This window comes from Lichenihabitans sp. Uapishka_5, assembly GCF_033947565.1.
Lineage (GTDB): Bacteria > Pseudomonadota > Alphaproteobacteria > Rhizobiales > Beijerinckiaceae > Lichenihabitans.
Map to the genome: position 1 here is coordinate 1 of NZ_JARPVX010000099.1, position 12,034 is coordinate 12,034.

The 12,034-nt window shown below is 63.8% G+C and carries 16 protein-coding genes and 1 pseudogene; 11 read left to right on the forward strand and 6 right to left on the reverse strand.

Features of this window, described 5'->3' with window-relative positions:
• A partial coding sequence (locus tag P7D22_RS20330) for a transglycosylase domain-containing protein (protein ID WP_442916125.1) occupies nucleotides 1–1,822 on the reverse strand: 1,822 nt, incomplete at its 3' end.
• A gap of 81 nt (nucleotides 1,823–1,903) precedes the next feature.
• Entirely contained in the window at nucleotides 1,904–2,128 is a 225-nt protein-coding gene (locus tag P7D22_RS20335) for a hypothetical protein (RefSeq protein ID WP_319936087.1), read from the reverse strand.
• A gap of 100 nt (nucleotides 2,129–2,228) precedes the next feature.
• Between P7D22_RS20335 and P7D22_RS20340 the strand changes: the two genes are divergently transcribed.
• Nucleotides 2,229–3,101 carry a LysR family transcriptional regulator gene (locus P7D22_RS20340; RefSeq protein WP_319936088.1) on the forward strand — a complete coding sequence of 291 codons (873 nt, stop codon included), beginning with the start codon at nucleotides 2,229–2,231 and terminating at the stop codon, nucleotides 3,099–3,101.
• On the opposite strand, the gene P7D22_RS20345 is transcribed toward P7D22_RS20340, so the two are convergent.
• Complete coding sequence (locus tag P7D22_RS20345; protein ID WP_319936089.1) at nucleotides 3,089–3,490, reverse strand: RidA family protein; 402 nt, start codon at nucleotides 3,488–3,490, stop codon at nucleotides 3,089–3,091. The two genes, P7D22_RS20340 and P7D22_RS20345, sit on opposite strands and share 13 nt — an antisense overlap.
• 202 nt (nucleotides 3,491–3,692) lie before the next feature.
• Between P7D22_RS20345 and P7D22_RS20350 the strand changes: the two genes are divergently transcribed.
• From P7D22_RS20350 to P7D22_RS20365, 4 genes are all read left to right on the forward strand, one after another.
• A complete protein-coding gene (locus tag P7D22_RS20350) occupies nucleotides 3,693–4,271 on the forward strand; it encodes a polysaccharide biosynthesis/export family protein (protein WP_319936090.1) in 579 nt (192 codons plus the stop codon).
• Between the two features lie 134 nt (nucleotides 4,272–4,405).
• A complete protein-coding gene (locus tag P7D22_RS20355) occupies nucleotides 4,406–5,608 on the forward strand; it encodes an outer membrane beta-barrel protein (RefSeq protein ID WP_319936091.1) in 1,203 nt (400 codons plus the stop codon).
• An 8-nt stretch (nucleotides 5,609–5,616) separates the two neighbouring features.
• Nucleotides 5,617–5,937, forward strand: a complete 321-nt coding sequence (locus tag P7D22_RS20360; RefSeq protein ID WP_319936092.1) for a hypothetical protein — start codon at nucleotides 5,617–5,619, stop codon at nucleotides 5,935–5,937.
• An 11-nt stretch (nucleotides 5,938–5,948) separates the two neighbouring features.
• Nucleotides 5,949–6,149 (forward strand): hypothetical protein, encoded by a 201-nt coding sequence (locus P7D22_RS20365; RefSeq protein WP_319936093.1) that lies wholly within the window; start codon nucleotides 5,949–5,951, stop codon nucleotides 6,147–6,149.
• Here the strand turns inward: P7D22_RS20365 and P7D22_RS20370 are convergent.
• On the reverse strand, nucleotides 6,143–6,454 hold the full coding sequence (locus P7D22_RS20370) for a hypothetical protein (RefSeq protein ID WP_319936094.1): 312 nt from the start codon (nucleotides 6,452–6,454) through the stop codon (nucleotides 6,143–6,145). The two genes, P7D22_RS20365 and P7D22_RS20370, sit on opposite strands and share 7 nt — an antisense overlap.
• Nucleotides 6,455–6,511: 57 nt before the next feature.
• Between P7D22_RS20370 and P7D22_RS20375 the strand changes: the two genes are divergently transcribed.
• From P7D22_RS20375 to P7D22_RS20385, 3 genes are all read left to right on the forward strand, one after another.
• Complete coding sequence (locus P7D22_RS20375) at nucleotides 6,512–6,943, forward strand: hypothetical protein (protein WP_319936095.1); 432 nt, start codon at nucleotides 6,512–6,514, stop codon at nucleotides 6,941–6,943.
• Between the two features lie 237 nt (nucleotides 6,944–7,180).
• A complete protein-coding gene (locus tag P7D22_RS20380) occupies nucleotides 7,181–7,384 on the forward strand; it encodes a hypothetical protein (RefSeq protein WP_319936096.1) in 204 nt (67 codons plus the stop codon).
• Between the two features lie 36 nt (nucleotides 7,385–7,420).
• Nucleotides 7,421–7,975: a hypothetical protein gene (locus P7D22_RS20385; protein WP_319936097.1), complete on the forward strand. Its 555-nt coding sequence runs from the start codon at nucleotides 7,421–7,423 to the stop codon at nucleotides 7,973–7,975.
• Between the two features lie 6 nt (nucleotides 7,976–7,981).
• Here P7D22_RS20385 and P7D22_RS20390 read toward each other — a convergent pair whose 3' ends face one another.
• Nucleotides 7,982–8,944 carry an IS1595 family transposase gene (locus P7D22_RS20390; protein WP_319936098.1) on the reverse strand — a complete coding sequence of 321 codons (963 nt, stop codon included), beginning with the start codon at nucleotides 8,942–8,944 and terminating at the stop codon, nucleotides 7,982–7,984.
• Between the two features lie 106 nt (nucleotides 8,945–9,050).
• Here P7D22_RS20390 and P7D22_RS20395 point away from each other — a divergent pair, with 106 nt between their 5' ends.
• Both P7D22_RS20395 and P7D22_RS20400 read left to right on the forward strand, forming a co-directional pair.
• Nucleotides 9,051–9,293 (forward strand): hypothetical protein, encoded by a 243-nt coding sequence (locus P7D22_RS20395; RefSeq protein ID WP_319936099.1) that lies wholly within the window; start codon nucleotides 9,051–9,053, stop codon nucleotides 9,291–9,293.
• Entirely contained in the window at nucleotides 9,290–9,529 is a 240-nt protein-coding gene (locus P7D22_RS20400; RefSeq protein ID WP_319936100.1) for a DUF6471 domain-containing protein, read from the forward strand. The genes P7D22_RS20395 and P7D22_RS20400 overlap by 4 nt, the downstream gene beginning before the upstream one ends.
• On the opposite strand, the gene P7D22_RS20405 is transcribed toward P7D22_RS20400, so the two are convergent.
• On the reverse strand, nucleotides 9,516–10,706 hold the full coding sequence (locus tag P7D22_RS20405; RefSeq protein ID WP_319936101.1) for an ATP-binding protein: 1,191 nt from the start codon (nucleotides 10,704–10,706) through the stop codon (nucleotides 9,516–9,518). The two genes, P7D22_RS20400 and P7D22_RS20405, sit on opposite strands and share 14 nt — an antisense overlap.
• A 208-nt stretch (nucleotides 10,707–10,914) precedes the next feature.
• Between P7D22_RS20405 and P7D22_RS20410 the strand changes: the two are divergent.
• Nucleotides 10,915–12,034, forward strand: a pseudogene (locus tag P7D22_RS20410) (hypothetical protein); the annotation flags it as partial.

Below are 12,034 nucleotides of genomic sequence, written 5' to 3' on the forward strand. Positions count from 1 at the left end.
CCGGCAGGTCGGCCTTGCGGGCGGTGCCGCTGATCAGCGTTTCGCGCATCATGGCGTCCATCATGCCGACTGCCGCCTTGTCGATCACCCGGCCGGTGCCGCCGGCCTTGCGATTGTAGAGCGGCTGGCCGCTGGCGCGCCTGACGGCCGTGATGATGTGGGCCTGCACGCCCAACCCGCCGTTGCCGAACGGCACATAAGCGGTGACGAGCTCGAGCGGCGTCACTTCCGAGGTGCCGAGCGCGATGGAGGCGTTGGGTTCCAGCGGCGACTGGATGCCGAGCCGGTGCGCCGTGGCGATCACGGCCTTCGGCCCCACCTCGACCCCGAGCCGAACCGCGACCGTGTTGAGCGATTGCGCCAGCGCGGTGGTCAGGGTCACGGGCCCCATGTAGCGGCGGGAATAGTTTTCCGGCTGCCAGCCCTGCACGTCGATGGGGGCGTCGTTCCGCACCGTGTCGGGCGTCATCCCCCGCTCGATGGCCGCGAGGTAGACGAAAGGCTTGAAGGCCGAGCCGGGTTGCCGGCGCGCCGCCACGGCCCGGTCGAACTGGCTGTCCGCGTAAGCCCGGCCGCCGACCAGCGCCTTGATGGCCCCGACCGAATCCTCGGCCACCAGGGCCCCCTGGCTGACGCTGAGCTTCGTGCCGTCCTTGTTGAGCGCATCGGCCAGCGCCCGCTCGGCCGCGCCCTGCATGGCCGGGTCGATCGTGGTGGTAACCACGATGTCGGTGTCAAACGCCCCGACCGTGTCGTCGAGCGTGTCCATCACGTAGTCGGCGACGTAATTGACCGACCCGTCGCCGCGCGCATGCGCCACGGTGGCCGGCTTGCTGAGCGCCTGCCGGGCGACCTCGGGCGTGATGAAGCCTTCCTCCACCATGGCGGCGATCACCTGGGCGGCGCGCTCCTGCGCCGCCACGGGGTTGTGGTTGGGGGCGAGCTTGGTCGGCGCCTTCATCAAGGCCGCCAGCACGGCCGCTTCGGGCACCGTCAGGGCTTTGGCGTCCTTGGCATAATAGCGCCGGGCCGCCGCCTCGATCCCGTAGGCACCCGAGCCGAAGTAAACGCGGTTGAGGTAGAGTTCGAGGATCTGGGCCTTGGTGTATTTGTGCTCGAGCCACAGCGCCAGGATCGCCTCCTGCACCTTGCGCGACACCGTGCGCTCCTGGTTGAGGAACAGGTTCTTGGCGAGCTGCTGGGTCAGGGTCGAGCCGCCCTGCACGGCGCCCCCGCGTGAGTTGCGCAGCAGCGCCCGGGCGATGCCGACCGGGTCGATGCCCCAATGCGAATAAAACCGCCGGTCCTCGATGGCCACGAAGGCTTGCGGCACATAGGGCGGCAGATCCTTCAGAGCCACGGCGGCGCCGCCGGTGTCGCCCCGGTTGGCCAGCAACTGCCCGGTGCTGGACAGGATGGCGATGTTGGGCGGGCGCTTCGGCACCGCGAGCTGGTCGATCGGCGGCAGGTCGCGCGCCTCATAGGCCACGAAGCCGCCAAGGCCCACCAGCGCCCAAAGCCCCAGCACCGCGGCCCAATAGCTGAGGCCGCCGAGCAGCGAACGCCTGCGACGGCCCTTGCGGCGACCCTGGCGCTCGGAGGTCGTGCCGCGCCGGCCCATCACCGGGCCCGCGGGGTGTTCCAAAGCTGGATCGAAGCCGGGTTCCCGCCGCTCGCCGCGACGCCCGGGGGCCTGATCGAGCAGGCGGTCCTCGGCCGAGACCGCGACGGCATCGCGGCGTCGGCCGGGCGCGGACAGCCGCGGTTCGCGACGCCCGCCGCGGTCCGACGATGTTCCGCCATCTCGTCCGTCCTTGCCCATGCTCCCTCGGTGGAACCGTTCGGGACCGACCTTCAGGTTAATGCGGGCGGATTAAGGGCCGATGAACCATCGCGGGCCAGCTCAGCGACGCGGCGAGCGCCCGTGCCGCGCCACGGTGGCGATCTCGCTTCGGGCGACGCCGATGTCGTGCAGGATGGCATCCGACAGGGCCAGCATCGTCCGCTCGGCCTGCCGGTGGCGCCAGGCAAGAACCAGGTCCGTCCAGCGGGCCGCGATGCTGGCCATGACCGGGCGCGGTGAGGTGGTGCGGGTGCGCGACGCCGACGGGAGGGACAGGATGGACATGACGGACTTCCTTGTTGGTCCCTCCAGAATAAAGCCGGCCCTTGCATAAGAACAACGAATGTTCATTATCTCAGTTATCACCACTCGTTATGCTGAGCCGATGGTCCGCAATCTCGACACCGCCCTGATCCGCGCTTTCGTGACCGTGGCTGGCGCCGGCAGCATGACGGCCGCCGCCGAGGCGCTGCACCTGACCCAGGCTGCCGTCAGCCAGCAGATCAAGCGCCTCGAGGACGGCTTCGGCGCTCCCTTGTTCGACCGCGACCGCAAGGGCCTGGCACTGACCAACGCGGGGGAACGACTGCATGCCCGCGCCAAGCGCCTGCTGACGCTGAACGACGAGATCTGGGCTGAAATGACCACCGCGCCTTTCGACGGTACGGTGAGGCTCGGCGTGCCTTCGGACCTTGTCGAGACCTACCTGCCGCCGATCCTCAAGGCTTACGCCCGCCTGCACCCCCGGGTGGACATCACGCTTACCTGCCTGAGTTCGCCCGACCTCCTGGCCGCGCTCGCGGCCGATCGGCTCGACGTGGCTTTGGCCGAGGAGCCTGTGGGGCGCACGCGTGGCGAAGGGCTGCTGACCGACCGCCTGGTCTGGGTGGGGGCGAAGGGCGGCGAGGCTTTCCGCCGGCGGCCGCTGCCGGTCTCGCTTTATTGCGACACCTGCGCGTTCCGCCCCGCCATCCTCGATGTGATGAAGGCCAGCGGGCTTGCATGGCGCTCGGTGACGGAAGCCGATGGCGCCGCCATGATGAACGCCACCGTGCAGACCGACCTCGCCGTGTCGGCACTGCTGGCCAGCACGGTTGGTTCGGGCTTCGAGGTCCTGCCGGCCAGTTGCGGCCTGCCGCCGCTGCCGAGCTTCACGGTCAACCTTCACCTGCCGCGCACCGGCGCCACGCCGGCCGCAGCGGCACTCGCGGCGACGATCCGCGACGGGTTCCTGTTCCGCCAGCGTCAGGCCGCCTGAGGACCCTCGTCGGCCCGACGACGTCCCGTCACCTCGATCTCGATCTTCATGCGCGGATCCGCCAAGCCCGCGACCATCATGGTGGCGGCCGGCCCCACGCGCTCAAAAGCGTGCCGCAGCATGGGCCAGCAGGGCTCGAAATCGGCGCGGTCGGGTAGAATATAGCGAACCCGCAGGACGTCTTTCAAGCCGAAGCCCGCCGACCCGAGGGCCGCCTCGATGTTGGCCAGGCATTGCTTGGCCTGTGCCACGACATCGTCATCGATGATGCCGGTATGGTAGTCGAAGCCGGTTGTGCCGGACACGAAGATCCAATCGTCGTCGACAATCGCCCGAGCATAGCCGATGTCCCGTTCGAAACGGGAACCGGAGGAGTGGGATGAGCGCATGAAACGTCGATGCCTTACTTTGGGGGAGTAGCCTATTTGCTTCCAGAATAGGGTTACCCTCCTGGAGGATGGCGCGATTTAAGTTGAATGACGCTTCATTGTTATTGCGTCCGTTAATAAATCGTTAGTAACATGCCTTAACGGAAGGCATGTCTGGAACATCCGCCGTTTTGCGAAGCCCGCGTTGTTGGGGCGGAAAATCATGAACATCGTTGTTCTGATCGTTGCGGCGTGCTGTCTGCTGTCCGGCCTCGCGGGATGCGTTCCGCCGGCCGGGGAGGCCCATGCGGCCGTGGAGGGCGGCGCCGTGGTGCCGGCCGGCGAAGACGCCCGGCTGCACGGTGGCGATCGGGTCCAGGTGACGGTGTTCGGCGAGGACGGGGTTTCGGGCAGCTACGAAGTGACGCCGTCCGGCATCCTCCAATTGCCGCTCGCCGGCCCCGTCCCGGCCCTGGGGAAGACCACCCGCGACCTCGAGGCCGCGATCGCGCTGGCGTTGCGCCGGACCTACCTGCGTGACCCCAAGGTCACCGTGGCACTGCTCAGCCAGCGCCCGTTCTACGTGCTCGGCGAGGTCGAGAAGCCGGGCGAATATCCGTATCGGGCCGGCCTGAATCTGTGGCGGGCCCTGGCGGTGGCGGGCGGCCAGACGTATCGGGCCAGCAGCTCCACCGTGATGATCCAGCATGCCGGCGAAGCCCGCCTGGCCGAATATGACATCGGGTACGACCTCGTCATCCAGCCCGGAGACCTGATCCGCGTGCCGGAGCGATGGTTTTAGGCACGACGCTGCGTCGATCCTGAACCCATTCGCCGAAATCCGCTGCCGGGAGTGCTTGTGCCATGCGTGCCCGGTGGCTGGCCTTGTTGTGCGTCCTGAGCCCGTCCGCGGGTGCGTGGGCGGAGGATCTCGCCATGCCGAAGCCGCAGGACGCCCTCGACTATCTGACGCCCGCCACCATGGCCGAGGCCCGCCCCCGGTGGCGCGCCGCCGCGCAATCGGGCGCCGCGTGGGGCGGTTTTCTGGCCTGGCCGTCGATCGGCGTCGGGGCGGTGGTGGACAGCAACCCGTTCCAGCGCCGCAGGCCGGGGCGGGCCGAGCCGGGATTGCGGCTGACGCCGCGCCTGCTGGTCGAACGCCAGGGCGGCGTCCATGCCACCGTGCTTTACGGCGCCGCCGACACCCAGCTCTACCCGGCGCAGCCCGATGCCGACCAACTCGAGGGGCGGGTCGGCGTGCTGCACGATTGGGCGCCCCGGCGCGACCTGATCCTGCGCCTGCAGGGCGAGGTCGCCCAGGTTCGCGATCGCATCGACAACAGCGCCGCCGTGTTCGGCCGCGACCGGGGCCGCCCGCTTGGAACGCGCGATGCGACGCTCGCGGCCTCGGTGCAGAAAACCTTCGGCCTCGCTTTCGCGACCTTGGGTGGTGCTGTCTCGAAGGCGAGCTTCACCGACGGCGCGACGCGCGGCTCGGCCTCGACGCTCGGCCTCAGTGCCCAGACCCGAACCGACGTCAAGGCGCGCTTCGGGCTGCCGCTCGGCCCGGCGCTGTTCGTTTTCGCCGAGCCGGCCGCCAATTGGCGCACGCTCGATGCCGCGCCCGAGCGGTCGCACGGCACCCGCCTCGTGGCCGGCCTCGGGAGCGAGCGCATCGGCCTCCTGGGCGGCGAAGTCTATGCTGGGCTGCAACGGCAGGATTATTCGACGCGGCCGCGCCCGATTGCCGAGCCGGTTTTCGGCAGCCGCCTGTCCTGGTGGCCGAGTCCCGCCTGGACCGTGAGCTTCACGGTAGACCGGGCCCTCGACCAAGCCGCGGTCGGCACCCCGGGGGCACCGCTCGGCACCCCGCTCGACGTCACCCGCGAGGCCGTGACGCTGCGGGCCGCGCCCTCGGCATCCTGGTCGGCCGAACTCGACCTGCAGCATGCGGCGCTGCGCTACCTCGGCACCGCCCGGCAGGACGATCTCCTCAGTCTCGACGCCACCCTTGTGGTGCCGTGGCGGCACGACCTCGACCTCCTGGCCGACCTCCGCCTCGTCCGACTGCGATCGAGCTTGCCAGCCGCCTCCTACGGGCGTGCGGTTGCGACGCTCGGCGCCCGCTACCGGTATTGAGGCCCGCCGTGCCGACCGAGCCCTTCCCCTCGAACGACCCCGGCACCCTGCTGTGGCTTTGCGGCTTCTTGCGCCGCCGCGCCGCCGACATCGCGCTCGCCACCCTGGCGGTGTTGCTCGCCACCGTGCTGGCGCTGCATGTCGCGCCGACGCATTACCTGGCCCGCGCCGACGTGCTGCTCGACCCGCGGCGCGACAAGGCCTTCGGGCCCGACGATGTGGCGTCCACCGCCAGCCTCGACACCGCCAGCGTCGCGGCCTTATGTAGGAAACGCACCAACAAGCACGCTATTCAATGCGGTACGTCATTAAATATAATGACAAACTAGGTAGGTCAGAAATGAATGAGATTGCCAATCATGCTCAGTTCCAGAGCGCACATAAGCTGGTGTGGGAGTTGTCCGAACGCCGCGACGAGCCTGGCGTCTGGTCAGTCGAGGCGATCGGCTCAGACGGTGAAATTTATCTCGTCGTGTTCTACGAGAAGTCCAACTCGCGCGAACTCGCAGAGGAATATCTGGCGTTCAAGAACGCTCAGTAATCCACCTCGGCGGCAACCTCATCGATACAGGTCTGTCGCTGCGAATGATTGCTGGCCGTCATCCATGGGCCAGCTTGTATGCGTGCATCCGCGACGTTTGCGACAGGCATACATCGCCATTCGCCTTCGGGCGGCAGACCTTTCGAGCTTTCGCCTGCATACTGGAAGACAAGGACCTGCTCCTTGCCGTTCTTCCAACCGACCGCATGCGGGCACGTCTCGCGATGATAGCCCTGATACGAGAACGAAACCCGCCGCTTGGTCAGCACGGCGTTGCGAAGCAGTTCAAACGTTGCGCTTGGCATTGGGTGATTCGCCCTGTGAAACTAGGCAAAGGCTAGGGCTGACAAAGGGTAAGCGCTATGGCCGATAGCGCATTCACCCTCACCCTCTCAAACAAGATCCGAAAGATTGAGGCTTACCTGACCGACATGGAGGCCCGCGTCGCAGCGGCCCGTCGCGATCTCGTCCATCTCCAGGCCACGGCAGAACTCTTCCGCAGAGGCCAGATAGACGCCCCACCGGCCTACATGGGCTTAGGCAAGGTCTTCAACTCAGGGGAACAGAAGCGTCTCGCTCTGAAGGCCATGGAAGGCCATCCAGACGGCATCGACGTGCGCGCCATTGCCGAGGCCGTCATGGCAGCCAAGGGTGTCAGCAAGAACGAGAAGGCCTTCCGGCGCACGGTGATCCGGTCGCTGACGGTAACGCTTGGCAAGGCCGAGGCGCGGGGTCAGGTTCGGTGCGTGGGGAAGCTGGCGGTGAATGGGGTTAAGGTGTGGGCGTTGGGGTGAGACTGTTTGCACCTGGGTGCAGATTTTGTTTTTGAAAAGAGTCAGCCATGATCCTGATTGAATTGGCTTTCCTGAGTTGGTGATCTGAACATGCGCCAAAGTCACACTAATTATGATTCATAAGAAGGATTGCATTCCTCTCTAACTCCCTTAAATCGGTTTGACATAACATTGTCCGGCTAAGCGCACGCTTGGCCGGCGTTGTGTCGTACCTTCAGGGTGCGCTGGGAGCGGACTATGGCAACAGAGTCAATGAGGAGCAATCAGCAGGTGCAAGCACCGCAGTCGGATGCACGCTTTATTACGGGATGGTTTACGCAGCAGATTGAAGCTGGTATCCAGCCGGAATACGGCTATCCCACAAACCATCTCCCCGAAACAGACACAAACGCGGCCATCGAACTGGTCACGGGATTCGTTGAGTGCTGTCAGGGTAAATGACTGCCGGATAGGCCGACCCTGATTTCGGAAGCAGTTATGCAGATTACGAGTAGAACGCTTACGGCTCTTTCTGCAGACGTATTTAGCTTTAGCTCCACCTTCCAAAATTACGCCGAGAGCGCTTTTAGCGCTGCTCGGCTTCTTCCCGTTTTGTCCAAGCCTCGTCTTGTTGACTCCTGGGGATCATGGAAGAACGACCTCAAGCGTGTCGGAGACCACGAGAAGAACCTCGTCAACGGCCTTGATCACTTCAAGCAAGCTGGACATCTTGCCTTTTGGATCCGCCGTATGTCCCCGGTTGTTGAGGCAACCGACTCTTTGGCAAATCCTCAAGATGCTCCTGGGTATGCTCCAGACAGATTTGAAACTGCATTTAGAAAAATTCTCTTTGCTTACTCTAACGAGTATTTAGCATTTGATCTCGGCTACCAGATTGTAAATTTTTACGAAAAATCTAGAACGGATCGAGTGTCAGCTTACAGAAAGCCTGAAATTGACTCAGATTATTACGAAACAATGTGCCATTTTCTGAAATTCAAAAATGTTTCGCCTCATGCGTTGCACTTAATCTACAGGTCGTTGTTTTCCTAGCTTAGCCTAGACTGCCCGGTTCCAATACCCCTTCCACGTCCGCGAAACGGGCGACACCATCGCGCAACGGAGCGTCTGATTGAACGCCGCGCCGTTCGACATGCGGCGGTGATCTTCCTTCCAAGCCGCCTCGCAAGCGTACTGGTGGAGGTAGCTGGCCGACACAAAGTGGTGCTGGCCGACGATCATGCGGCGTAGGCGAGAGAAGTAGGACTCGGCCTGATTGGTGTTGGCGCCATCCGCGCTGTAGGCCTCGGAATGATTGATGCGGCCCGCGTCGGGGAAGATCGCATGCAGGCGGTCCCAATGCAGGGCCTCGTCCGCATAGACCTTAGAGCCGGGCGCAACGTGAGCCTTGGCCAGTTCCACGCCTTCAGCCTCGCTCTTGCCGACGAAGGTCAGGGTGCGGCCCTGGCGCTCGCGCATGACGATGACAACGCGGCGCTCGTCTGACTGGTTGGCCTTCAGGCGGCGGTCCTTGCGATCCTCCTTGCGGTTCTCGGGGCGGACCACGCCGCCCGTGTACATGCCGTCGATCTCGACCTCGCCTGACAGGCCCATGCCCTTCATCTCGACCGAAAGGGCTTCGCGGAGCTTATGGGCCAGCACGAAGGCGGTCTTGTACTGCACCGAGAGATCGCGGGAGAGCTGCAAGGCCGAGAGGCCCTTCACGGCGTTGACGAAGATTGCGATGGCGCCACACAGGTCCACGAAGGCCAGCTTGCGCGATGCGAAGATGGTGCCGCTCGTTACCGAGAACTGGTGATGACAGGCCCGGCACTTAAACTTGCGACGGGTGGTGATCTCGTAGGCGTTCAGGCCGCCACAGCGAGGGCACACAGGGGCGCCTTCCGTCTCGGGCCAGCGCATACGGCGGAACGTGGCATAGGCCTTGTCTTCGCCACCCTTATAGATCGCCTTGAGCGAGAGGGTGCGGGCTTCGGCGGAGAGAAGGAAATGGGAGGCCATGACATCGTATCCGGTGCTTACGCATCAGATATGATGACATTGCCGCATCGTTGTCAATGGCATTAGCACCGGATATGATGTCGTTAGTTACAGATATGGATGCGACATGGACCTGTATCGATTGCAAACCTGTGAGCAGGATGGTGAGCATCGATTGACGCAGATCCTTCGGGAAGACACCTTTCAATCGCCATCCGACAATGCGGCAATCAAGGACGCGAAACAGTTCCTGACCGCCCACGCGCCACCCGAAGGAGCGATTGTCATTCTGCGAGGTCGCGACGGGAGGCGCATTTGGTCTCCCGCTGCCAACCAGCCTTCTTACACCAACGACAGGGCACCGGAATGATCGACCAAGCCGAAGCCGTCGAAGAGAAGTGGGACACCCGCGTGAAGGGCATCCTCAAGGCCGAGTTGAAGCGGCGGGGCGTGACCTACGCCCAGCTTGCCGAGAAGCTGGCGGCCGTAGGGGTGCACGACAACGAGCGGAACATCCGCAACAAGATCGCACGCGGGAGCTTTACGGCCGTGTTCTTCGTGCAGTGTCTCGCTGCAATCGGAGCGTCAGAAGTCAGGTTGACTTAGGTCCGACAAACACGGGCATAACTCGCCTCATGTATGCGTCAAAAAGCGGAACGGTGAATGCCGTGTCACCATGTTGATGCGAGTAGATCATGCCTTTTATTATCAGCTTAGATCTTGTCGGACCTACGCTTGTCGTTTTTAGCCCAAGCCGTTCAGCAATACTTCCAGACTTATGATGCCCAGGGCCAAGCTCGGCCAGAGCGCGTAAATACCGCTTTTCTGATGGGGTGCATCGGTCAAAACGATGTCGAAAAAAGCTTTCATCGAGCTTCTTGATCGCCGCACTCGTGGCAGCCTGCACATCTACAAGCCTAATTATTGGCTCTTCAGCAAGATTCCAAGCTTCGTGCCCCCACTGTTGGATAAAGTATGGATAGCCCTCAGTGACCCTGATCATCTCTTCAACAGCATTTTCTTCGTAAAAAACTTCCTCTTCTTCGGCAGGGCCTTTGATAGCTCTCCTCGCATCATCCGGCGGCAGCGGGCCGACGATAGGGTACGTGAAAAGACGTTCAGAATATGATTTGGCCTCTCCCGAGAGAGACAATATTTGCGGAAGTCCAGCCCCCACTAACACGACAGGAAGCTTGTACTGGTTTATTTTATGGACTGAAGCAATTAGTGCTGAAAACTCAGACTGTGATAGGTACTGAAGCTCATCAATTAAAATAGCAACTGCTGTATCTGCCGCTTTGGCGGCCTCACCAACGGCCATCATCAGGTCGGGAAGGTCGATATCTAATTGACCAGTGTCCGCAACGCCTAGCTCTGGTTCAATACCAAGCTCTAGATCACCAAAACTTACTTTTACAACACTTAGGAAGCTTTTTAGTACCCTTAAAGCACGTCTTGCTTGTTCGCGTGCAGCATGTACCGTGCTAAGGTTCAATAAAATGCGGCGCAGCTCTGGGACAAGAAGATCAGCTAAGCTTTTAGTCTCACTAGCTTCGATTGAAGCCGTACGAAACTTCTCGGCATTGGCAAGTTCACGAATTTTAACCAGAAGAACCGTTTTACCCACGCCTCGCAGGCCAACAAGGATTGGGCTCTGTGTCGAACGGCCCATTCCTGCCCGTCGCAAAGCGGTCGAAGCGGTTGTAAGAAGATCATCTCGTCCAACCAACTCAGCCGGAGGAGTACCGGCGCCAGGGACGTAAGGATTACGAACAGGGTCCACGTTTTGACCGACTTATGATGAGTTTACCTGAAACCAGTCATAAATGGGCATAAACGGATGCGCAAGCATCTTTCCGGGTGAAGCCTCTCACTCACCAAATGTCACCGCATCCGATTGCACTAGGCATCACAGGCGGTTACAGTCTGGTGCGTTTCCTACATAAGGCCGCAGCGTCGAAAGCGCCATCGCGCAGATCCGCGGCAATGCGGTGCTGACGCGCGTGGTGCGTGACGAGGGGCTGGCGGCCGACCCGCGCTATGGCGGCCCGCGGCCCGGCGGCCGCCTCGGGGGCCTGCTGGCCGGCCTCATGGGCCGTAAGCCGGCCTTGCCCAGCACGCCGGAACATTATGCGGTCGGAACCTTGTTCCGGGCCCTGAAGGTCGAACGCTCCGGCAAGGGCTATGTGCTGTCGATCGCAGTTGCGGCGCCCGAGCCGCATCTGGCGGCGCGGCTTGCCAATGCGGTCGCGGCGGCCTTCGTGGCCGACCAGCGCGACGCGCGATTGGAAACGGCGCGGCGCGAGGCGGCCTTCTTCGCCGAGCGGCTCGGGCCCCTCGGCGAGCACCTGCGCGGCTCCGAGGACGCGCTCGACGGCTTCCGCCGTGTCCACGGCCTTACGGCGACGGGCGCTGCCGCCACGAGCCGGCCCGGCACCCTCAACGAGCAGCAATTGGGCGACCTCACCACCCGGCTGGCCCAGGCCAGGGTCGACACCGCGCAGGCCTGGGCGCGCTTCGACGGCGCGCGGGGCACCGTGGCGCATGGCCAGGGCATGGAGGCGATCCCGGACGTGGTGCGCTCGCCCTTGATCGTGCAGCTGCGCCAACAACAATCCGAAGCGTCGCGCCGCGAAGCCGAACTCGCGGCCCGCTACAACGAAGGGTACCCGGCGCTCACCACCGCCCGGGCGGAGCGCCGCGAGGTCGGCCATGCGGGTCGGCCTGTTTCGACGCGCCCTGGTCGGGGAACCCAGTCGATGAAGGCTCGGCTGCTCGGCGGCATCGGCGCCAACCTTTATGCCCAAGGCGTCACGGCCGTGGTGCAACTCGCCTCGGTGCCGCTGCTGGTGGCCGCCTGGGGCCCCGCCCGGTTCGGCCGCTGGAGCCTGCTGACGGCCATACCGGCGGCCCTGGCCTTTGCGGATGGCGGCCTCGTCCTGGCGGGGGGCGCCAGCATGGCGATGCTGGCCGCCCAGGGCCGGCATCCGGTCGCCGCGGCGCTGTTCCGGCGCATGCTGCGGCGTGTGGCGGCGGCAATGCTCGGCCTCGCCCTGCTGGCCGGGCTCACTATTGCGATGGTCCCGGATGCAGCCCTGCCGACGCCGTTCG

Bases quoted from the DNA above. Each gene is read 5' to 3' on its own strand.
- P7D22_RS20380 (WP_319936096.1), top strand. From the start codon at position 7,181: ATGGCAACAGAGTCAATGAGGAGCAATCAGCAGGTGCAAGCACCGCAG.
- P7D22_RS20365 (WP_319936093.1), top strand. From the start codon at position 5,949: ATGAATGAGATTGCCAATCATGCTCAGTTCCAGAGCGCACATAAGCTG.
- P7D22_RS20345 (WP_319936089.1), bottom strand. From the start codon at position 3,490: ATGCGCTCATCCCACTCCTCCGGTTCCCGTTTCGAACGGGACATCGGC.
- P7D22_RS20395 (WP_319936099.1), top strand. From the start codon at position 9,051: ATGGACCTGTATCGATTGCAAACCTGTGAGCAGGATGGTGAGCATCGA.
- P7D22_RS20375 (WP_319936095.1), top strand. From the start codon at position 6,512: ATGGCCGATAGCGCATTCACCCTCACCCTCTCAAACAAGATCCGAAAG.
- P7D22_RS20340 (WP_319936088.1), top strand. From the start codon at position 2,229: ATGGTCCGCAATCTCGACACCGCCCTGATCCGCGCTTTCGTGACCGTG.
- P7D22_RS20350 (WP_319936090.1), top strand. From the start codon at position 3,693: ATGAACATCGTTGTTCTGATCGTTGCGGCGTGCTGTCTGCTGTCCGGC.
- P7D22_RS20370 (WP_319936094.1), bottom strand. From the start codon at position 6,454: ATGCCAAGCGCAACGTTTGAACTGCTTCGCAACGCCGTGCTGACCAAG.
- P7D22_RS20355 (WP_319936091.1), top strand. From the start codon at position 4,406: ATGCCGAAGCCGCAGGACGCCCTCGACTATCTGACGCCCGCCACCATG.
- P7D22_RS20390 (WP_319936098.1), bottom strand. From the start codon at position 8,944: ATGGCCTCCCATTTCCTTCTCTCCGCCGAAGCCCGCACCCTCTCGCTC.
- P7D22_RS20400 (WP_319936100.1), top strand. From the start codon at position 9,290: ATGATCGACCAAGCCGAAGCCGTCGAAGAGAAGTGGGACACCCGCGTG.
- P7D22_RS20385 (WP_319936097.1), top strand. From the start codon at position 7,421: ATGCAGATTACGAGTAGAACGCTTACGGCTCTTTCTGCAGACGTATTT.
- P7D22_RS20335 (WP_319936087.1), bottom strand. From the start codon at position 2,128: ATGTCCATCCTGTCCCTCCCGTCGGCGTCGCGCACCCGCACCACCTCA.